Source organism: Bartonella sp. AU18XJBT (assembly GCF_028618595.1).
Lineage (GTDB): Bacteria > Pseudomonadota > Alphaproteobacteria > Rhizobiales > Rhizobiaceae > Bartonella.
Genome location: NZ_JAQITE010000009.1, coordinates 33,435 through 56,197, shown reverse-complemented (window position 1 = coordinate 56,197; position 22,763 = coordinate 33,435). Strand labels below are relative to the sequence as shown.

At 38.5% G+C, this 22,763-nt stretch carries 16 protein-coding genes, 1 tRNA gene and 1 pseudogene; 4 read left to right on the top strand and 14 right to left on the bottom strand.

All coding sequences use genetic code 11. The features are described 5' to 3' along the window. Window positions 1-98 precede the first annotated feature (98 nt). Window positions 99-181 (bottom strand) — tRNA-Leu (locus PVV60_RS04280). Between the two features lie 134 nt (window positions 182-315). Here PVV60_RS04280 and trmFO point away from each other — a divergent pair. Next, window positions 316-1,728 carry a methylenetetrahydrofolate--tRNA-(uracil(54)-C(5))-methyltransferase (FADH(2)-oxidizing) TrmFO gene (trmFO, locus tag PVV60_RS04275; protein ID WP_273723374.1) on the top strand — a complete coding sequence of 471 codons (1,413 nt, stop codon included), beginning with the start codon at window positions 316-318 and terminating at the stop codon, window positions 1,726-1,728. Window positions 1,729-2,767: 1,039 nt separating this feature from the next. Here trmFO and PVV60_RS04270 read toward each other — a convergent pair. The 8 genes and pseudogenes from PVV60_RS04270 to PVV60_RS04235 form a co-directional block, all read right to left on the bottom strand. Next, window positions 2,768-3,046 carry an HU family DNA-binding protein gene (locus PVV60_RS04270; protein ID WP_012231443.1) on the bottom strand — a complete coding sequence of 93 codons (279 nt, stop codon included), beginning with the start codon at window positions 3,044-3,046 and terminating at the stop codon, window positions 2,768-2,770. Window positions 3,047-3,278: 232 nt separating this feature from the next. Further along, on the bottom strand, window positions 3,279-5,705 hold the full coding sequence (gene lon / locus PVV60_RS04265) for an endopeptidase La (protein WP_273723372.1): 2,427 nt from the start codon (window positions 5,703-5,705) through the stop codon (window positions 3,279-3,281). A 183-nt stretch (window positions 5,706-5,888) separates the two neighbouring features. Continuing rightward, the gene (gene clpX, locus PVV60_RS04260; protein WP_273723371.1) at window positions 5,889-7,163 is read right to left on the bottom strand and encodes an ATP-dependent Clp protease ATP-binding subunit ClpX; all 1,275 of its coding nucleotides are present in this window, start codon (window positions 7,161-7,163) and stop codon (window positions 5,889-5,891) included. A 182-nt stretch (window positions 7,164-7,345) separates the two neighbouring features. After that, window positions 7,346-7,978: an ATP-dependent Clp endopeptidase proteolytic subunit ClpP gene (gene clpP / locus PVV60_RS04255; protein WP_012755012.1), complete on the bottom strand. Its 633-nt coding sequence runs from the start codon at window positions 7,976-7,978 to the stop codon at window positions 7,346-7,348. A gap of 141 nt (window positions 7,979-8,119) precedes the next feature. After that, window positions 8,120-8,925 (bottom strand): annotated as a pseudogene (locus tag PVV60_RS04250) (hypothetical protein). A gap of 10 nt (window positions 8,926-8,935) precedes the next feature. Next, entirely contained in the window at window positions 8,936-10,312 is a 1,377-nt protein-coding gene (gene trkA / locus PVV60_RS04245; RefSeq protein WP_273723369.1) for a Trk system potassium transporter TrkA, read from the bottom strand. Between the two features lie 4 nt (window positions 10,313-10,316). Beyond that, a complete protein-coding gene (locus PVV60_RS04240; protein ID WP_273723368.1) occupies window positions 10,317-11,675 on the bottom strand; it encodes a sigma-54 dependent transcriptional regulator in 1,359 nt (452 codons plus the stop codon). A gap of 1 nt (window position 11,676) precedes the next feature. After that, window positions 11,677-13,944, bottom strand: a complete 2,268-nt coding sequence (locus PVV60_RS04235; RefSeq protein ID WP_273723366.1) for a PAS domain-containing sensor histidine kinase — start codon at window positions 13,942-13,944, stop codon at window positions 11,677-11,679. A gap of 173 nt (window positions 13,945-14,117) precedes the next feature. Here PVV60_RS04235 and rirA point away from each other — a divergent pair, with 173 nt between their 5' ends. The 3 genes from rirA to PVV60_RS04220 are packed head-to-tail and all read left to right on the top strand — an operon-like array spanning window position 14,118 to window position 16,261. After that, window positions 14,118-14,561: an iron-responsive transcriptional regulator RirA gene (rirA, locus tag PVV60_RS04230; protein ID WP_273723365.1), complete on the top strand. Its 444-nt coding sequence runs from the start codon at window positions 14,118-14,120 to the stop codon at window positions 14,559-14,561. A 24-nt stretch (window positions 14,562-14,585) separates the two neighbouring features. Further along, window positions 14,586-15,776, top strand: a complete 1,191-nt coding sequence (locus tag PVV60_RS04225) for a bifunctional 2-C-methyl-D-erythritol 4-phosphate cytidylyltransferase/2-C-methyl-D-erythritol 2,4-cyclodiphosphate synthase (protein ID WP_273723385.1) — start codon at window positions 14,586-14,588, stop codon at window positions 15,774-15,776. Next, window positions 15,773-16,261: a CinA family protein gene (locus PVV60_RS04220; protein ID WP_273723363.1), complete on the top strand. Its 489-nt coding sequence runs from the start codon at window positions 15,773-15,775 to the stop codon at window positions 16,259-16,261. The genes PVV60_RS04225 and PVV60_RS04220 overlap by 4 nt, the downstream gene beginning before the upstream one ends. 598 nt (window positions 16,262-16,859) lie before the next feature. Here the strand turns inward: PVV60_RS04220 and PVV60_RS04215 are convergent. The 5 genes from PVV60_RS04215 to PVV60_RS04195 all read right to left on the bottom strand — a co-directional run bounded on the left by PVV60_RS04215 (window position 16,860) and on the right by PVV60_RS04195 (window position 22,755). Beyond that, on the bottom strand, window positions 16,860-17,321 hold the full coding sequence (locus PVV60_RS04215; RefSeq protein WP_273723361.1) for a type II toxin-antitoxin system RatA family toxin: 462 nt from the start codon (window positions 17,319-17,321) through the stop codon (window positions 16,860-16,862). Window positions 17,322-17,323: 2 nt separating this feature from the next. Next, window positions 17,324-18,286, bottom strand: coding sequence for a lipoyl synthase (lipA, locus tag PVV60_RS04210; protein ID WP_273723360.1), 963 nt, complete (start codon window positions 18,284-18,286; stop codon window positions 17,324-17,326). Between the two features lie 64 nt (window positions 18,287-18,350). After that, a complete protein-coding gene (gene lpdA / locus PVV60_RS04205) occupies window positions 18,351-19,811 on the bottom strand; it encodes a dihydrolipoyl dehydrogenase (RefSeq protein WP_273723358.1) in 1,461 nt (486 codons plus the stop codon). A 221-nt stretch (window positions 19,812-20,032) separates the two neighbouring features. After that, complete coding sequence (locus PVV60_RS04200) at window positions 20,033-21,376, bottom strand: pyruvate dehydrogenase complex dihydrolipoamide acetyltransferase (protein ID WP_273723356.1); 1,344 nt, start codon at window positions 21,374-21,376, stop codon at window positions 20,033-20,035. A gap of 14 nt (window positions 21,377-21,390) precedes the next feature. Beyond that, on the bottom strand, window positions 21,391-22,755 hold the full coding sequence (locus PVV60_RS04195; RefSeq protein ID WP_273723354.1) for a pyruvate dehydrogenase complex E1 component subunit beta: 1,365 nt from the start codon (window positions 22,753-22,755) through the stop codon (window positions 21,391-21,393). Window positions 22,756-22,763 lie beyond the last annotated feature (8 nt).

Here is a 22,763-nt window from a genome sequence, read left to right as displayed (position 1 = left end):
ACTCTAATAATCATTACATTCTAACACTTCGAGTGTTACATTTACCATGAAGCGGAATTTCAGACACGTAGAAATCCGTAGCACTTAAGGGATTGCTTTGGTGCGGATGGAGGGACTCGAACCCCCACGGTCTCCCGCCAGAACCTAAATCTGGTGCGTCTACCAATTTCGCCACATCCGCTCAAACTTACAAGCTAATAACCTTATACAAGCGGCGTTTCTATACCATTAATTACAGAAAAAAAGCAAACAAATATATTAAAAAAAACAAAATCTATGCTTTTCATACATAACTGCTTACGCTAAAAGTCAATTATGTTAAAGACATTTGATATCCCAATTCATATCATCGGTGGCGGTCTTGCGGGGTGTGAAGCAAGCTGGCAAATCGCTCAGTCAGGAATTCCTGTTGTTTTGCATGAAATGCGACCCAAAAAAAAATCAGATGCCCATAAAACCAATAAATTGGCAGAACTGGTTTGTTCAAATTCATTCCGTTCTGATGATTCATTAACAAATGCCGTAGGGCTTTTACATGCTGAAATGCGATTAGCAAAATCGTTAATTATGAAAGCTGCTGATGCCAATAAAGTTCCCGCAGGTAGTGCCCTTGCTGTTGACCGTGATGGATTTTCAAAGACTGTCACGACAGCACTCGAAAACCACCCTCTTATAACAATCCAACGTGAAGAAGTTCAAGAAATTCCTAAAGCCTGGAAACATGTTGTCATTGCAACAGGCCCCCTTACATCGCCTGCACTTGCTCAAGAATTACAAGCAATAACCGGTATAAAAGCTCTTTCTTTTTTTGATGCGATTGCACCTATTATCCATACCGATAGTATTGATATCAACATTTGTTGGTATCAGTCTCGCTATGATAAAATTGGTCCTGAGGGAACAGGTAAAGATTATCTTAATTGCCCCCTCAACAAAGAACAATATGAAACATTCGTTGCTGCATTAAAAAATGCTGAAAAAACAGAGTTTCGTGACTTTGAAAAAACACCCTATTTTGATGGATGCCTCCCCATTGAAATTATGGCTGAGCGCGGAATTGAAACGTTAAGACATGGTCCTATGAAACCTATGGGCTTAACCAATGCCCATAACCCTACAATTAAACCCTATGCTGTCGTTCAATTACGCCAAGATAATAAACTTGGAACGCTTTACAATATGGTCGGCTTTCAAACAAAACTGAAATATGGTGAACAAATTCGTATTTTTAGAATGATTCCCGGTCTTGAAAAAGCAGAGTTTGCGCGCCTTGGGGGTCTTCACCGTAATACCTACCTCAACTCGCCAATCATTCTTGATCAAACCCTTCGTTTAAAACAAAAAAAACAACTACGCTTTGCAGGACAAATTACCGGATGTGAAGGTTATGTAGAATCAGCGGCAATAGGGCTTCTTGCTGGACGTTTTGCTGCTGCCGAATATCATCATATTTCTCCTTGCCTGCCCCCACAAACTACAGCATTCGGAGCCCTTTTGAATCATATTACGGGGGGACACATCATAGATGAAAAAGCAGAAACACTGTCTTTTCAACCAATGAATATCAATTTCGGACTCTTTCCCCCTATTGCTTCTATTAAACATTCAGGAAAACGCTTACCAAGTAAAGAAAAAAAATTAGTAAAAAAACAAGCCATAACAGCGAGAGCTCTCAATGATTGTACTCAGTGGTTAGCAGATAAAGAATCAAAGAATTCCTGTTTATAAAAAGCACACGATTCGCCTCTCACCTACTGAATAGAGCTTTATGACTCTCGTGAAAAAATCATTCCAAAGCCTTTTAAAGACTGCCTTCCCCTAGCAATAAATATTATCCTACGTTTCATCATTTATTCAATTATGTAGGTGCTGTGAAATAACTTTTGGCTATAAAAAACCTTTACCGCTATAAACAATGTAATATGATTTAATGACTAAAAATAAAATAAATCATATAAATAATCAAAAAAATTAAATAGATGAAAAATACATAAGAATAATTTTTCTGTTTTTTAACTTCCTCCCTTAAAATTTATGATATTCTCTCATTTTAACTCTTGTGTGATGAAAAAAAGCGCTCGCTTGCATATCAGAAAGTGAAATAAAGATATGGAAAAAATATTTGTAGAATAGAGCTGGATCTATCTCTCCCCTCTCAAATGCTAAGAAAAATCACAATACTGAAAGCGAAATCTGAATATCATAAGATTCTTTCATTTTAGTCTCTCTTATAATAAACCAATAAAAATTATCCTCTTGGTGCGTCACAAGCAAGGTTGGCGTTATAAGTAAAAGAATAAAACTATCCCTTATGCACTCGTCTCAGATATCGAGGGCTAGTCGCAACATTATAGGAAATGAGAAAAACAGTGCGGTGGCACCAACATGCGCTTTTATTAAGCGCAAATGGCAGTATATAATAACTTTTATACACTTCACAGAGTTTTTTGCCTCATACTATTTACGGATCCTGTTTTGAAATAAACACCGTAACACTTCAGCGTAATAAAAGTTAACATTACATTTTATAAGCCATACCAGTACTCCATTAATACAGTGCAATATTCTATTGAAAAGAGTAAAAACAATGTATTTCAAGCTGACAGTACTTTATACAACACTTAAAAACATTTTCAAAAATATCAGCAATACATGAAAATAAAAAATACAGCAAAGATCTCAAAGTTTTATATGAAAAACACACATAATACATGTGTTAAAAAAAAACCCGCTTATAAATAAACCGGGTTTTTTTATGTAGCTTAAATTATTTTTTATTAACTGCTTCTTTAAGGCTTTTTCCTGCAGAAAATTTGGGTACAGAACGTGCTGGAATATCGATTTCAGCACCAGTTGAAGGATTACGCCCCTTTGTTGCAGCACGATGAGAAACTTCAAAAGAGCCAAAACCTGGAAGACGAACATCTCCCCCTGAAGCCAAAGCTTCTGTTACAGAAGCCATAAAAGCATCAACAACAGCACCAGCTTGCGCTTTTGAAACACCTGCCTTTTCAGCAACGGAGCTAACCAATTCACTTTTATTCATAAAATATTTCCTTTCCCTATATTACCTGACAACATGACTTAATCATGTTATTGGTCAGTTTATTGAAAAGTACAGCAAACAGAAGTCTTATTTTTATTCAAAACATTGTTTTTTTAGCAATAATCACAGTTATTCACGGAATTTTTCACTTTTTCCAACAAAAAAACAGAATAATAACTTCAACAACGCCTTCTGCCACCTAAAAAATGCCGTTATAAATGAGATACGTGAATCAGTGCGCAATCTGTATTCCTTCACTATCACTGCTCTCTGACCGGATTGGGACAGCCACTGTAGAGGGTTCTTTCCATTCAATAGTGTCTGGAAAACGAACCAAAGCGTGCTTCAAAACTTCACTCACATGATTTACCGGAATAATTTCCATATTATTTTTGACATCGTCAGGAATATCAACCAAATCTTTTGCGTTTTCTTCAGGAATAAGTACCTTTTTTATCCCTCCTCGAAGAGCTGCTAGGAGTTTTTCTTTTAATCCACCAATTGGTAAAACGCGTCCACGTAAAGTAATTTCACCAGTCATTGCAATATCTTTATGCACAGCCACTCCTGTAAGGACTGAAACAATTGCTGTCACCATTGCAATCCCAGCAGATGGTCCATCTTTTGGCGTCGCCCCCTCTGGAACATGAACATGGATATCGCGTTTTTCAAAAAGTGGAGGTTCAATACCAAAATCAACAGCACGAGAACGCACATAAGATGCTGCCGCTGAAATGGACTCTTTCATAATATCACGTAAATTTCCAGTTACAGTCATCTTACCTTTGCCGGGCATCATAACTCCTTCAATGGTCAACAACTCTCCACCAACTTCTGTCCACGCAAGTCCTGTCACAACACCAATTTGATTTTCTCCTTCAATCTGATTGTAATGATAACGTTTAACACCCAAGAAATCATGAATATTATTTTCTGTAACTTTTACAGATTTTTGATGCGTTTTGAGAATTTTAGTAACGGATTTGCGGGAAATTTTCATGAGTTCACGCTCAAGGTTACGAACGCCTGCCTCACGTGTGTAAAACTGAATAACTGACCGTAGTGCTCCATCAGAAATACTGAGTTCTTTTTTAGACAAACAGTGATCTTTTAGTGCCTTTGGTAAAAGATGCTGTTTAACAATTTCCATTTTCTCACATTCAGTATAACCAGCAATACGAATAATTTCCATACGATCCATTAACGGACCTGGAATATTAAGCGTATTGGCAGTTGTGATAAACATGACATCAGAAAGATCATATTCAACTTCCAAATAGTGATCAATGAATGTACTGTTTTGTTCAGGATCAAGAACTTCTAATAAAGCGGATGAAGGATCTCCACGAAAATCTTGTCCCATTTTATCAATTTCATCAAGCAAAAAAAGCGGATTAGATTTTTTTGCTTTTTTCATAGACTGGATAATTTTTCCAGGCATCGAACCAATATATGTTCGACGATGTCCGCGAATTTCTGCTTCATCCCGCACACCTCCCAATGAGATACGAACATACTCGCGCCCCGTCGCCTTTGCAATAGAGCGCGCTAATGATGTTTTCCCTACACCAGGAGGACCTAACAAACAAATAATAGGACCTTTTATCTTTGACGCGCGACTTTGTACGGCCAAATATTCAATAATTCGCTCCTTAACTTTTTCAAGACCGAAATGTTCATTATTCATGACCTTTTCAGCAAAATCTAAATTGTTCTTAATTTTAGATTTTTTACCCCAAGGCATTGCTAATAACCAATCAAGATAGTTACGGACAACTGTCGCTTCTGCAGACATAGGAGACATATTCCGTAATTTTCTTAATTCTGCTCCAGCTTTTTCCTGTGCTTCCTTGGATAGTTTTGTATTCTTGATACGTTCTTCTAATTCAGAGAGTTCATCTCGGCTATCATCACCTGCTCCTAACTCTTTTTGAATAGCCTTCATCTGCTCATTGAGATAATATTCACGTTGGTTTTTTTCCATTTGCCGTTTAACATGCGAGCGAATGCGTTTTTCAACCTGCAAAACAGAAATTTCTCCTTCCATGAAGGACAGAACACGTTCAAGACGGGCCCGTACAGGTAAGAGCTCCAATATTTCCTGTTTTTCTGCAAGTTTAATCATCAAATGAGAAGCAATCGTATCGGAAAGCTTAGAAGGATTATCAATCTGGCCAATCGCATTGACAACCTCAGGAGAGATTTTTTTATTAAGCTTTACATAGTTTTCAAAATAAGCAATCACTGACCTTGAAAGAGCTTCAATCTCAACATCACTCTCTCTAAGTTCTTCTGTAACAGTCGCATATGCCTGATGATAACCTTCACTTAAAGCAAATTGACTAATTTTTGCACGTGCCGTCCCTTCAACCAAAACCTTTACAGTACCATCCGGAAGCTTTAAAAGTTGAAGAATATTAGCAAATGTACCAATATGATAAATATCCTCTGATTTTGGATCGTCATCAGAAGCATTTTTTTGTGTCACCAATAGTATTTGCTTGTCAACCGCCATCGTCTCTTCAAGAGCACGAATTGATTTTTCGCGGCCCACAAAAAGTGGAACAATCATATGGGGGAAGACAACAATATCCCGAAGAGGTAAAACAGCATAAACCCCATCTCTTACTTCATCTGTCTTTTCATCAATATATTGCATAACTCTCCTTTCTGGAGCCTATGAGCTATCTACAATGAGCAGCCCACCTTTAGAAAACCTCAGCTCTTCACAGTACATGAAGTGGTAATTACTCATACATAAATCAAGCATTATAATGATATTATTAGAAACACTCATCAAATACCGTTCATTACCACCTTTTATATTGTGCATCGCACAATGTCATGCTGATACATTTTCTTTATCTTCTGCACGTTCTGAGTAAATATAAAGAGGACGCGCTTTCCCATCAACAACATCACTCGAAATAACCACTTTTTGAACGCCTTCAAGAGCCGGTAGCTCAAACATCGTCTCAAGAAGAATCTTCTCCATAATGGAACGTAAACCACGAGCACCAGTTTTACGTTCAATTGCTTTCTTTGCAATAACACGTAAAGCATCTTCATGGAATGCTAATTCAACATTCTCCATTTCAAAAAGACGCTGATATTGCTTTACTAACGCATTTTTAGGTTGTGATAAAATTTGCATGAGGGCGTTAACATCTAAATCTTCTAAGGTAGCAACTATAGGAAGGCGCCCAATAAATTCTGGTATTAAGCCAAATTTTATAAGATCTTCAGGCTCTAAATCACGAAAAATTTCACCAACACAACGCTCATCAGGAGCCTTAACGGTTGCAGAAAAACCAATAGAAGTTTTTTCACCACGCCCTGAAATAATCCGTTCTAAACCTGCAAAAGCTCCCCCACAAATAAATAAGATGTTTGTGGTATCAACCTGAAGAAACTCTTGTTGCGGATGCTTACGTCCACCTTGAGGAGGAACAGAAGCAATCGTTCCTTCCATAATTTTTAATAACGCTTGCTGAACCCCTTCCCCCGAAACATCTCTTGTAATAGAAGGATTGTCTGCTTTACGAGAAATCTTATCGACCTCATCAATATAAACAATACCACGCTGCGCACGTTCAACATTATAATCTGCTGCTTGAAGAAGCTTCAAAATAATATTTTCAACATCTTCACCCACATAACCTGCTTCAGTCAAAGTGGTCGCATCCGCCATCGTAAAAGGCACATCAATAATACGTGCTAATGTTTGTGCAAGATAAGTTTTACCACAGCCCGTTGGACCAACAAGAAGAATATTTGATTTAGCTAACTCAATATCATTGCTTTTAGACTGATGCGCCAACCGTTTATAATGATTATGAACGGCAACAGAAAGAACACGCTTTGCATGCTGCTGACCAATAACATAATCATCAAGAACTGTTATAATTTCCTGTGGTGTAGGGACACCATCACGCACCTTAACCCCAGAAGACTTATTTTCTTCTCGAATAATATCCATGCAAAGCTCTACACATTCATCACAGATAAATACAGTAGGCCCCGCAATGAGCTTACGCACCTCATGCTGACTCTTGCCGCAGAACGAGCAATAGAGAGTATTTTTTGATTCGTTCCCGCTATTGCTAATTTTGCTCATTTTTTTTCCTTTCACCACGATATATGAATACTTTGCCTTTTCAAAGGAAGCTTTTCATCATGAAAACTAAAAGACATATAGAAAACCATGCATGTCTCAATATTTTTAGGTGTTTTTCTTATTTTGCGATATTTTTTATAAAACTCTGTGATTTAAAGTAGCTGTTTTTTCTATAAAAATTCTTAATCTTTTTCTTCTTTTTCAGTTTCTGCACGATATTGTATAACATCATCAACTAAGCCAAAAGCTTTGGCTTCTTCTGCTGTCATAAAATGATCGCGATCGAGAGTTCTCTCTATAATCTCATAATCTTGACCTGTATGTTGAACATAAATTTCATTTAAACGCCGTTTCATCTTTATAATATCTTGCGCATGCCGCTCAATATCTGAAGCTTGACCTTGAAAACCACCGGATGGTTGATGCACCATAATACGTGCGTTTGGCAATGTAAAACGATGACCTTTTGCTCCAGCTGTTAACAATAAAGATCCCATAGATGCTGCCTGCCCCATGCAAAGCGTAGAAACAGGAGGGCGAATAAACTGCATAGTATCATAAATAGCCATACCAGATGTTACGACACCACCTGGAGAATTAATATAAAGACTAATTTCTTTTTTAGGATTTTCCGCTTCCAAGAAAAGCAATTGTGCACAAACAAGCATTGCCATACCATCTTCAACAGGACCATTAATAAAAATAATCCGCTCCTTTAAAAGACGGGAAAAAATATCATAGGCCCGTTCACCACGATTGGTTTGTTCAATAACCATGGGAACAAGGCTTAGTGCTGTTTTCATTGGATCACTCATATTTTTACTTTCCGTTCATATAACAACCGCTTTTTACACATTCAATGTTTTTATCCATAACATTACTCTCTTACGCAAGCTACAATCAAGAGCTGTTTAAGATAGATTAAAATCTCAATAGTTAAAATAGAAATAATAACTCTACCTAAACAAATGATGAATATCAGGAATGCGAGATACCCGCCCAATAGTAAAAACTTCCTTCCTGAGGTCTTTCTGTAGTCTTTGTCTTTCTGTGAATACGAAAGCCTATCAAGCGTGAATCTGTAAGCGGCTTTACGCCAAAAGCTGGTTCAAAAATACGTTCAGTTTTTCGCCCAGTCCAATAATAAAAAGTTTTCTTTTCCTTTGCTTCATGAAAAAAACCATATCGTTTTGTTAATCGTGAAATACCATCATTGCCAAATATCGTAACGCCAAAACTTCCCGGCAAAATCGGCATTTTTTTCCTCTTTAACCAGAACGGTCTCCAAACACGACGCTTAAACCCAAGCCAACTCGGCACCATTTCTGTGCCAGCCCAATAATCTTCAAATGTTTTTATAATAGGGTTATTGGGCGGAAAATAAAGTGCAGAAACGCCTACTCTTGTATTATTTTCTTGCCAGCCAAACCTTATCCGCATCGGGATGAAATTGTTTAACAAGGTAAACATCTGTATCTAACCAAACACCTTGTTGATATTTCATCAGCATAACACGAAAAATCCGAGAACTGAACAATTGTACACCCTAGTTTATCATCAGAAAAATCGCGATCAAGGCGATAAATTGCTGAGCGTGGTAAAATTGATTCGGCTTCATGCAACTCAACACCAACAGGAAGATTATTTATTTTTTATCATAACTAAAAAGCTTAACGCGTTGTCCAGTTTTAACCATTGAGGACAAACAAAGCCTATCCACCAATCTTAATTGTCCACTATACCAAAAAGTACAAATATCCATAGATAATATATCAAAAATATTCTAAACTTACGCGGAAGAGTTGTTCAACATCACGAACCCTATCAGCAAGAGCAAAAATCACTATTCTATCACCAGACAAAATGCGCGCATCTGCCGAAAGCTGTATTATTGTCTTATTGCGATAAATTGCACCAATTCTCAAACCATCTGATAAATTGAGCTCTGATAATGACTTACCAACCAATGAAGATGTTTGCATCACTTCAGCTTCAATAATTTCTGCTCGGCCATTAAAAACTGAATGAACAGAACGAATACGTCCACGGCGCATCTGTTGCAAAATTCTCGATATTGTAACACTATGGGGATTAAGATATGCATCAACACCAACAGCACGACTAAATTCTTGGTAAGCAACATTATTAATCAATACCATATTAGCTTTGCAACCCAATCTTTTAGCAATAATAGCGCTTAAGAGATTAACCTGATCTTGATTGGTCAATGTAATCATTAAATCGGACTGATCAATTCCCGCATCTTGAAGAATCACTGGATCTAATACGTTACCGTATAAAACTGTTGTTTTTTCAAGCTGATCAGCAATTGTGAGGGCTCTTTCTCTATGCGATTCTATAATCTTCAATTTTAATTTATGGAAACGCTTTTCAATAGCCTGTGCAACATAAAGACCAATGTGACCACCCCCTGCAATAATCATGCGGTGGGCATCTTGTTCTTTATGACCAAAAAGCCCAACAGCACGGCGCATTTGATCACGAGCAACAACAAGATAGGTTATATCACCAACGCGTAATTGCGTTTCTGAATGTGCAACCAATAATTCAGCGCCACGTTTAATAGCGGTAACCGTCGTATGAAGATCTGGAAAAAGCTCTGTTAATTGACGCAAAGGTGTATTAATAACTGGACAATCTTCCATGCATTCCAAGGCTAGCGCAACAATATCATCATTACAAAAATAAAGAACATCTATTGCACCAGGTAAAGCAATACGGCGCAAAACCATTTCACCAACTTCAACTTCTGGCGAAATAACCACATCAATGGGAATATTCTCTCTGGAAAAAAGCGTCTTATAACGTGGTTCTAAATAAGATTGTGAACGAATACGAGCAATTTTTGTGGGCACATTAAATAATGAATGTGCTACTTGACAAGCTACCATATTAACTTCATCAAACAAAGTGACAGCAATCAACATATCAGCTTTGTCTGCATCTGCAGCCAAAAGAACTTCAGGACGCGAACCGTGACCAACAAAACCTCTCACATCCAATGTATCGCGAATCTTTTCAATTAATCTCGTTTCAATATCAATAACAGTAACATCGTGATTTTCAGCAGCAAGACGCTCTGCTATCCCATAACCAACCTGTCCTGCTCCACAAATAATAACACGCATAGCTTTAAGAAACTCCAAGCGCTTTAAGTTTACGGTGCAAAGCTGAACGCTCCATGCCTATAAATTCAGCAGTACGTGATATATTTCCACCCAAACGCCCAATCTGCGCCACTAAATATCTCTTTTCAAACAATTCTCGTGCTTCACGTAACGGCAAATCCATTATACTTTCATCTGAATCCATTTGAAAACGTGGCAAAGTATCACTTACTTCACTGGGAAGAAAGTCCGCTGTTATAGGACCATCACCATCCCGCACAAGAATAAGAAGACGCTCAATATTATTACGTAATTGCCGCACATTACCCGGCCAAGCTTGCGTTTGCAAAATAGCAATCACATCATCACTGATTGCACGCGGTTTAATCCCAACCTGCTGTGATATTGTTTTTACAAAATGATGTACAAGTTCTGGAATATCTTCACGACGCGCTGAAAGGGGCGGAACAGCAATAGGAACAACCGAAAGACGGTGAAAAAGATCTTCTCTAAAGCGCCCATCGGAAATGAGATTTTCAAGATTTTGCGCTGTCGAAGAAATAATACGGACATCCACCTTAACACGTTTTGTGCCACCAACTCTCTCAAATGTTTGCCCCGTTAACACCCGAAGAATCTTACCTTGAGTCTCACGTGGCATGTCAGCAATTTCATCAAGATATAATATACCGCCATGAGCTTCCTCTAAGGCACCAATCTTGCGCTCTCTTCCTTCCATTTCGCTGCCAAACAGCTCTATTTCCATTCTTTCCGGAGTAATCGTTGCAGCATTTATTGTAACAAATGGCCCATTCGAACGCGTTGAGAGCGCATGAATAGTTCGTGCAACAGTCTCTTTTCCTGCCCCTGAAGGACCTGTTATCATGACGCGACTATTGGTTGGTGCTACTTTTTCTATGATTTGACGCAAATTTTTTATAACTGTCGATTTTCCGAGCAACTCTAATGTCTCATTCGAACGCTTTCGCAATTCTAAAAGCTCACGTTTTAAATTTGAGTTTTCAAGTGTTCTTTCTGCAACCAATACAAGTCTATCAGCTTTAAAAGGTTTTTCAATGAAATCATATGCCCCTCGCTTTATAGCGGAAACAGCCGTCTCAATATTACCATGACCAGAGATCATAACGACCGGAAGAGCCGGATATTGTGTTTTAATTTCATCAAGCAGTGCTAAACCATCGAGGCGACTACCCTGTAGCCAAATATCCAAAAAAATGAGCTTTGGAATACGTTCACTAATTTGAGCCAATGCTTCATCAGAGTTACAAGCAACTCGCGTTTCATAACCTTCATCATCTAAAATACCAGCAACAAGCTCACGAATATCTGCTTCATCATCAACAATCAAGATATCTGATACCATACTATTCCCCTATCTTATGATTTATGGCTTGTATAATACTACCCTGCTTACCCCCATCCGCCGGAAATATCAAACGGATCATCGCACCACGACCTTCATAAAAACTCTCCGGTGCATCATGAAGCTCCATGGAACCACCGTGATCTTCTATAACTTTGCGCACAATGGCTAACCCCAGCCCTGTTCCTTTTTCCCGCGTTGTTATATAGGGCTCTAATAACTTTTGTCTTTGCTCTTTAGGAAGTCCTTTCCCATTATCAACAACATCCACAACCACCCATTCTTCCTGACGATAAGAACGGACAAGAATATGACCGTGAATATTTTCCTCTCGCATCACTGAATCTATGGATTCGCTTGCGTTTTTGATAACATTGCAAAAAGCTTGTACAATGAGACGGTTATCAAATGCCCCCATAAGTGGTAGACTTCCTAAATCTTGCTCAAAATGAATATCATGTCGCGTTACTTCTATCAAAAAACATGCTTCGCGCAACAATTCTCGTATATCTAAAATATGCATTTGTGGTTTGGGCATACGTGCAAAAGAGGAAAACTCATCAACCATACGCCCAATATCTCCAACCTGTCGAATAATTGTCTCAATACACCGCTCAAAGACCTCTCTATCTTGTATAATAACTTTGTTATAACGTTTACGAATACGTTCAGCCGATAATTGAATAGGTGTAAGGGGATTTTTTATTTCGTGTGCAATACGCCGTGCAATATCCGCCCACGCCGCTGTACGTTGTGCTGCAACAAGGTCTGTAATATCATCAATTGTTAGAACCCAAGATTGCCCCTGTCCATCATCCTCTTCCATCGTAACTTGGACGTTACAGACACGCTCTTTTCCTGCAACGTTTAAAGTAACCTGCTCACGATGATTTTTACGTTCCAATGAACGTGCAAACTGAAAAACCTGCCAAATTTCAGCACTTAAAGATAAAAGACTTTGCCCAACAACATGCTCAGAGCGAATATCAAACATCGCTTCAATAGACCGATTAATAATTGTAATATCACCATTATCATCTATACCTGCAACTCCCGCTGTTACACCCGATAACACAGCTTCAGAAAAACGTCGTCTCTCATCAATTTGATCACGCACTGCAATCAACTCATTACGCCGACTTTTCAATTCACTGACCATGTAATTAAAAGTTTTGGATAATTGCCCAATATCTCCATCTTTTGCTCTTACTGGCACGAAAATTTCCATATTTCCAGTAGCAACATCATCAGCAGCACTAATGAGAAGACGAATAGGACGCACTAAGCGATCAGCGACAGCAATAGCAGCCCAAATAGCTGATAAGAATAAACTAAAAAAAAGACACAAATAAAGCATACCAAATGCAATCTGTGTCAGCAGGCGATTTTCATTTAAATCGCGATAACGATCTGTATTGACTTCTGTCAAACGCAAAGCAGATAAAACACCTTTATCAACGTCACGCACCAAATATAAAAATGTATTTGGAATGTTGGTAAATTTTAAAATAATACCAAAATAATCATGCACGCCCGGTTGAAAAGAAAAGGGCCTCGCACTGGTTGCTCGTTCAATAAGATTGGAAGGAGGAATTGGCAGTTTATCTTCATCACCAAGAGCACTCGATACAAAAATAGCTCCGCTAGAACTTAACAAAAATGCACCACGCAAATTGCGTCCTATAGCATGACGCGTCAACTGCATCCTATATTCAGCTAGATTACGCTCTAAGAGTTTTTTGTTATCAAGTGCAAATGCCATCGCATAGGATAAATTTTTTAAATTTTGAAGCATTTCATCTGCATAAGCATTTGCTAAATCAATAGAAGAGCCCACAATTTGTCGCGTTGTTGTATCAAACCATCGATCAAGTCCCAAATTTAGTGCTGGACCCGATACAAGAGCTACAGCAACAGCTGGCATTGTCGCAACAAGTGCAAACAATGAAATGAGGCGCACATGAAGACGCGATCCTGCACGCCTTGAACGCCAAGCACGAATGATCGGAATCATCTCATAAAAAACAATGACAATAAGCCCTAAAACCCAAAAACTATTAATCCCTATAAGAATAAGGGTTACTGTTCTACTGGGAACAACAGGAGTTAATCCAATAAGAATAATAAACGAAACAGAGGCCGTAAGTAAAGCCAATACAATAATTGTAATCCCTAAAAAAATATATACCTTACTTAAACGATACAACTCATCGTTATAAGTATTTTTATCTATGTCTTGAAGATTCGTCACAGATGTTATATTCGTCATGAGCTCACATACCCTTATCCCATTATTCTCATATAACCTTTTGTAGCAAAAATTGACAATACTAATACTATATTTAAAATAGAGCAAATATAGTCAATGAGAAAGAACTTCTCCATTTTGCAAAATATCTTTAAAATAAAATGCGTTTGACGATACTTTACGAAGGAAATGAGATGCGATTAACAAAACAAACAAATTATGCTCTTCGAATGCTCATGTATTGTGCAGATAATCAGGGAGCTCTCAGTCGTGTTCCAGAAATTGCTAAAGCATATGCCGTTTCAGAACTTTTTTTATTTAAAATCCTTCAGCCGCTTGTTCAAGCCGGTTTTATACAAACAGTGCGTGGACGCAATGGTGGTGTTAAATTAGCTAAACCCGCAGCAGAGATTTCAGTCGCTGATGTTGTAAAAGTAACAGAAGACAACTTTTCCCTCGCAGAATGTTTTGATACTGCAGAACCGACTTGCCCATTAATCGATTTTTGTGGTTTAAATACCGCACTTCAAAAAGCATTAAATGCTTTTTTTGAGGTGTTATCCGTGATATCTCTTGCTGATCTAAAACAACCATCCTTTCAAAAGCATTTCAAAATTAATGATAAAAAAGCAAACTAAGCTTATAACACAAGGAGATTAAGTATTTCTATCGCAGCAATAATATTAGCCGCTGGACGCGGTGAAAGAGCAGGATCTCCTCATAAAATTCCAAAACAGTATCGGTTTCTAGGACAAAAGCCAATTATTTATCATACAGTGAATTGTTTTTTGCAGCATCCAGCTATCACAACAATTATCCTCGTTATTCATCCCAAAGATCGTCAAATCTGTGAACAAGCACTCGGCGATTTTAAAGAGCGCCTTATTATCGTTGAAGGAGGCAATACACGTCAAATCTCTACCTTACATGGACTTCAGGCACTCAAAAAAATAAATCCCCAATATGTGCATATTCATGATGGTGCACGCCCCTTTATCGAAAACAAGCTTCTTGATAACATTCACAACACGATCACACCTCAAGAAGGTGTTCTTCCTGTTTTGCCCATCTCCGATACCCTTAAATATGTAAATAACCAGCATGTTTTAGAAACAATTCCCCGTGCCCATCTTTATAGTGCACAAACTCCACAGTGTTTTCCCTTTGAACATATCTTAGCGGCCCATAAACAAGCAAAACAAGCTTGCAAACAAGAATTCACTGATGATTCTGCGATTGCCGAATGGTTTGGAATTCCTATGCGTACCGTCCCTGGAGATCCTAACAACATAAAAATTACATGGCATGAAGATTTTAATACCGCACATTTATATCTCCAAAAGAAAATGCAAATGTTTCCTGATATCCGCACCGGCAATGGTTATGATGTTCACTCTTTCGAGGATGGTGATTTTCTTATTTTATGTGGCATAAAAATCCCTTTTCATAAAAAATTAAACGGACACTCTGATGCAGATGTTGCTCTTCATGCATTAACAGATGCCCTTCTTGCAACTCAAGGTGCAGGAGATATCGGTACACATTTTCCTCCCTCTGATCCTCAATGGAAAAATGTATCATCAGAAATTTTTCTCCGTCATGCTCTTGATATTCTAAAAAAAGCAGGTGGTCGTATCGCCAATGTTGATATCACAATTATCGCTGAAAATCCTAAAATTGGTCCCTATCGTCATGCCATGACAGAAAATCTTATGACAATACTTGCAATAACACCTGATCGAATCTCTATCAAAGCAACAACAAATGAAAAGCTTGGATTTATTGGTCGTGGTGAAGGAATTGCTGCTTTTGCAACAGCAAGTGTTCTTTATTCAGGAGAAATTCCCCAATGACATATCTTTGTGAAAAACAAGCACATGAAGTCCTTAATACCTTTCGCCAAAAAGGTTTACTGTTAACAACTGTAGAATCTTGTACAGGAGGACTCATTGCTGCAAGCCTCACAAATATTGCAGGATCGTCAGATGTTCTCGATTGTGGATTTGTTGTTTATTCAAATGAATCCAAAACACGCCTTGTTGGCGTTTGTGCTGAACTTATAAGAACCTACGGTGCCGTTTCAAAAGAAGTTGCTCTTGCAATGGCTGAGGGTGGATTAAAACATTCACAGGCTGACATTGCTGTTTCTGTAACAGGAATTGCTGGTCCAGGAGGTGCAAGTCTTGATAAACCTGTAGGACTTGTGCATTGCGCAGTTGCTTACAAAAATCACTCTCCCCTGCACAAAGAAATGCACTTTGGTCATCTTAATCGCAATGCTATTCGCCATGCAACTGTTGAAAGTGTTTTTAAAATGATTCTGGAATTGCTTCACTGAATTCACCATACTAATTTCAAAATTCTCTATTCTACATTGAATCTATAATCATTCACATCTTGAAAAAATAATTTATTGTATCACAACTTGAAATTGAAAGACCTGAATACCGTAAAGTTATCTCACTTTAATCCTGTGTAGGTTTAATTAATCAAATTTATTCACTTGTACGCCACAAGAGAAAAAACTGTATAAATAAAATAATTAAAGAAAGGGACACTTGAACCTCTCTCAAGTGCTAAGAGCTGACGCAACATCTTGAGAGATGATCAATAAATAGTGCAAGCTGACTTCTTCATAAGTGTAAAGATGTGTATTTGATATACTTTTACGAGAATCTATACTATTTATTATGAGCACTATTATGAAATGGGTATGATGCAAGCATGTTCTATTTGGGCGTTTTGTTTAACGGATGTGCCTCCATTAAAAAGAGAGAAACAAAGCGTGAAGCTGTGCATCATCTTCATCATTTAAAATGATATTCCTTCAATATGCTTTTGAAAGCTGAATTTAAAACAAATAGTAAAGATGGAAACCAATTTTCACCTTCACGCAGTTATAAGCAATACGTATTGTTAAAAAATAACAGAGTAGACTATGTTTCCGTAGAGCCATAAATCTGATGCGCCCGCTTCTCAAAAGCCTCGGTAAATTTACGAAACGCAATATCAAACATTGAGCCCATCACTAATCCAAGCGTTTTACTTTTAAATTCATAATCAATAAAAAACTCTACATTACATGCATTGGTATTTTCAATATCATGAAAGGCCCAACGATTTTCAAGATATTTGAATGGACCATCAATATATTTGACTTCTATAAGATTTTTTTCCGGCTGTAAAAATACTTGAGTCGTAAAAGTCTCACGGATAATCTTATAGCCAACGGTCATATCCGCAAGAAGCAATATTTTTTTTCCATATTCTTTTCGAGAACGTAATGTTAAAGACTCACACATTGGTAAAAACTCAGGATAACGCTCAATATCTGAAACCAGATCAAACATTTCACTGGCACTATGGGTGATCTGCCGATGTATTGTAAAAATCGGCATAATTATCTCTGTAAGGAAAATTTTTCATCACGCGCTTTTTGCAAAATAGCAAAATCATCTCCAGCATGATGAGATGAACGCGTCAGAGGATTGGAGGCCATATGTAAAAATCCTTTTACTTTACCAATCTTGGCAAAAGACTCAAATTCTTCAGGAGGCACAAAACGAACAACTGGATGATGTTTTCGTGTAGGCTGCAAATATTGTCCAATCGTCATAAAGTCAACATCAGCAGAGCGCAAATCATCCATCAATTGCAAAATTTCATTTCGCTCCTCCCCAAGACCAACCATAATCCCCGATTTTGTAAAAATTGTTGGATCAAGTTCTTTAACGCGTTGTAATAAACGAATTGAATGAAAATAACGTGCCCCTGGACGAACCTTCAAATATTTAGAAGGAACTGTTTCTAAGTTATGATTAAAAACATCAGGCTTAGCAGCAACAACAACTTCTAAAGCGCCATCCTTATGACGAAAATCAGGTGTCAGAACTTCAATTGTTGTTTTAGGAGTTTTTTGACGAATCGCATAAATAACTTTTGCAAAATGCTCAGCACCACCATCAGCAAGATCATCACGATCAACAGATGTAATGACAACATGTTTTAATTCCATCCGTGCAACAGCATCGGCTACACGTTCTGGCTCATTATCATCAACGGCAAGTGGAATACCTGTTGCAACGTTACAAAAAGCACAAGCACGCGTACATATTTCACCTAAAATCATAAAGCTAGCATGCCTCTGGCTCCAACATTCGCCAATATTAGGGCAACCAGCTTCTTCACATACAGTCACTAACTTATGCGTACGTACAATACCATGTGTTTCCTTATAAATTGGTGATGTTGGCGCTTTTACACGAATCCAATCTGGCTTTTTTTGAACGCTTGTATCAGGACGATGTGCCTTTTCAGGATGACGCAAACGTCTATTTGTAACTCTATCAACAACCGTAACCATTTAAGCCTTTGCCTTATAAATACGAAGTAACAATCAAAAATATAAAATTCATACAATCCAGTCATCAAGCGTTTAAAACTTGACCATAAGCATCCAATACACTTTCTTTCATCATTTCCGATAAGGTCGGATGTGGAAAGACAGTATGCATTAATTCTTCTTCTGTTGTTTCAAGATTCATAGCAATAACAAAACCCTGTATTAATTCTGTTACCTCAGCCCCTACCATATGGGCCCCAAGAAGCTGTCCTGTTTTTTTATCAAAAATTGTTTTTACCAACCCCTGATCTTCACCCAAAGCAATTGCCTTGCCATTCGCAGTAAAAGAATAACGACCAATACGTATATCATAACCTGCTTCTTTTGCTTTAGCTTCTGAAAGCCCTACAGAGGCAACCTGTGGTGTACAATATGTACACCCTGGAATTTTTCTTTTATCAAGCGGATGAGCACTCTTCAAACCTGTAAGATGCTCAATACATATCACACCTTCTTCTTCTGCTTTATGTGCCAACATAGGAGGACCTGCTACATCACCAATAGCATAAATGCCTTTCACCCCCGTCCAACTCCATTCATCAGTTACAATGCAGCCGCGATTGGTTTTTATTCCCAAAGCTTCTAAACCAAGATTCTCAATATTACCTTGCACCCCAACAGCAGAAATCAACCGGTCAACAGTCATTGACTCTATTTTACCTTGAACATCAATATGTACAGTCACAGAATCAGAAGATTTTTCAACCTTTGTTACTTTTGCTTGACGAAGAATGCGTAAACCTTTTTTCTCTAACTGTTTACAAGCAAACATTGAAATTTCAATATCTTCAGCAGGCATGATGTGGGGCATCATTTCAACAACAGTTACTGTCGCCCCCATATCACGATAAAAAGAGGCAAATTCAATGCCAATAGCGCCAGACCCTATAACCAAAAGCGATTTTGGCATTGCTGGCGGTATCATAGCTTCAAAATAAGTCCAAATGAGTTTTCCATCTGGTTCAATACCAGGAAGGACACGAGGACGTGCGCCCGTTGCAATAATGATATGCTTTGCTTGATAAGTTCCCTCTCCTAACGTCCCTTTAGGGACTGGATTTTGCGGTTGCATAATCGGTTTGGAGGATGGAGAAACCATAATTTCCGCAGGATGGCTTTCTTTTGCTTCTTTAGTAAGCTTTGCTTCACCCCAGATAATATCAATTTTGTTTTTTTTCATTAAAAAATCAACACCAGCATTTAAACGTGCTGAAACACCGCGTGAACGTGCCACAACATCTTTGATGTTTGCCTCAATTGAACCATTAATTTTTAGTCCATAATTTTTCGCATGTTCAGCAAAATGTTTTATTTCCGCTGAACGTAGAAGAGCCTTTGTTGGAATACATCCCCAATTTAAACAGATCCCTCCCAAATGTTCACGTTCAACAATCGCAGTCCTAAAGCCACATTGTGCTGCACGAATTGCGGTTACATATCCGCCTGGACCTGATCCAATCACAATTACATCATAAAGATTTGCCACAGTAATTCCTCCATGGATATATATAAAACGGATATGCATTTTTTGAACTTAAGACAGCAAAACAACGTAACAGAATTATCTTATGTCTTTTGCTTTAAGCTTCACGTAAATGCTTTACCCAAACCAGAAATAGCAATAACATTGCTCTTCAAACTCTTTAAATTTGTTTTTATTCTCTTAACACACTCTCTCACAATTTACGTGAAGAACTGTTAAACAGTTCAAACCAACATTGCTAATGGATTTTCAATCATCTTCTTAAAAGTCCGCGCAAGCTCTGCTGCTAAAGCACCATCGACAGCTCGATGATCAGCAGAAATTGTGACCGACATCACCGTCGCAATCCCTAATGCATCATTTTTAACAACGGCGCGTTGCTCCCCTGCACCAATTGCAAAAATCGTCGCATGCGGTGGATTAAGGATAGCGGAAAAACTTTTTATACCATACATCCCCATATTTGATACAGCTGTTGTTCCACCCTGATATTCTTCCATTTTTAACTTTCCTTCACGCGCACGCTTTGCAAAATCCTTCATCTCTTTGGAAATAAGTGATAACGGCTTTTCCTCTGCATGGCGAATAATTGGCGTAATTAATCCATTAGGAATAGAAACAGCAACCCCAACATCACAATGTTTATGATAAATCATCCCACCTTCAAGCCAAGAGACATTCGCATCAGGAACCGCTTTCAAAGAAAGTGCAACAGCTTTGATCACCATATCATTAACAGAAAGCTTATAAGTAGGCTGAGTTTCTTCCTGTCTTTTAACCATTGGTGCAGCAGCATTCAGTTGTGTACGCAGTGCTAATAGCGCATCAAGTTCACAATCTACCGTTACATAGAAATGTGGAACTTTCTGTTTTGATTCCACCAAACGTGTCGCGATTGTTTTACGCATATTATTATGGGGAGCAAAGCTATATTCATCCTCTTTGAAGAGTTTCAATATCTGTTTGTCCGAAGCACCTGTAGCTACTAGCTCCCCTATCTGTGATGAATAAGACACTTTAGAAATATCACTGCTCGCAGCTTTTTCTACATCGCGCTTGATAATACGCCCATGCGGACCACTTCCAGAAATAAGGGATAAATCAAGACCTGCCTGAGATGCTAATCGCCGTGCTAAAGGAGAGGCAAAAAGACGCGCTTCCTTTTTATCTTGCTGTATTAATTGCTGAGCTGATAATTCATGCGACATTTTTGTACTCTTTGAGTCCGTCTGTTTCAGAGAATCTGTCTGTTTTATGCCCTCTGGTTCTTGGCTTGTAGAAGAAGAGATTTCTTCTGCAACTTTTGCAGCTTCAGCTAAATCTTCACCTTCTTCTGCTAAAACAACAATTAAAGTATTTACTTTAACGCCTTGTGTTCCAGCAGGAACAACAATTTTGGCAACCCTACCTTCATCAACGGCTTCGACTTCCATTGTCGCTTTATCCGTCTCAATCTCAGCAATAACATCACCAGAGGAAACCTTATCTCCCTCCTTAATATTCCATTTTGTTAAATTTCCCTCTTCCATCGTAGGGGAAAGCGCTGGCATTGTAATTTTAATGGGCATTATGCTTTCCTCCGTTATGCTCTGTACGTCACAGCCTTAACGGCCTCAATAATTTCAGCAGTATTAGGCAAAGCCAACTTCTCAAGATTAGCGGCATAAGGCATCGGAACATCTTTGCCAGAAATCGTAGCAATTGGCGCATCAAGATAGTCAAAAGCCTGCTGCATAACACGCGTTGCTATTTCAGTTCCCACGGATGACTGAGGAAATCCTTCTTCAATTGTTACCAAACGACCTGTTTTTTTAACTGAAGAAAGAATTGTTGGAAGATCCATCGGGCGAATGGTTCGTAAATCAATCAATTCAACATCAATACCAAGTTGTTCAATTTCCGGCAACGCTTGAACGGCATAATGCATTCCAATTCCGCACGCGACAATCGTCACATCTTGTCCAGACTTATGGATGCGGGACTTACCAATAGGCAAAACAAAATCATCCAGTTGAGGAACTTCAAATTGATGCCCATACAAAATCTCATTTTCAAGAAAAATAACAGGATTATCATCACGAATAGCAGCTTTCAGCAAACCTTTTGCATCTGCAGCACTATAAGGCATGACAACTTTCAAACCTGGTATATGGCTGTACCATGCAGCATAACATTGAGAATGTTGAGCACCAACACGGGCAGCCGCACCATTGGGACCTCGGAAAACCATAGGAGCGGTCATTTGTCCACCAGACATATAACGTGTTTTCGCTGCTGAGTTAATAATTTGATCCATCGCCTGCATCGCAAAATTAAAGGTCATAAACTCGACAATGGGACGTAACCCTCCAAAAGCAGCCCCAACAGCCAGCCCAGCAAAGCCGTGTTCTGTAATTGGGGTATCAATAACTCGGCGCTCTCCGAATTCTTCCAACAAACCTTGACTAACCTTATAGGCACCTTGATATTGTGCAACCTCTTCCCCCATGAGAAAAACTTTTTCATCACGCCGCATTTCTTCAGCCAAAGCCTGATTAAGCGCTTCACGAACTGTCATTGTAATCATTTGTGTTCCCGCTGGAATATCAAAATCAGGAGACGTATCAAAAGTAGGAGCCTGCGGAACTGATGATGCCAGAGAAAGAGCAGATTCCTTAGGTTTTTGTGTTGTATCAGTAGGTTGCGAAATATCCTCAGCACGCTCACCTTCTTCTAACAAAATCGCAATAACAGTATTAACCTTTACGCCTTCAGAACCTTCAGGCACAAAAATTTTACCAAGAGTACCTTCATCAACGGCCTCTACTTCCATTGTAGCCTTATCTGTTTCAATTTCAGCAATAACATCGCCAGAACTAACCTTATCACCTTCTCTCTTGAGCCATTTAGACAGTTTACCTTCTTCCATAGTTGGTGAAAGCGCCGGCATCAAAATATCAATAGACATACTTGCTT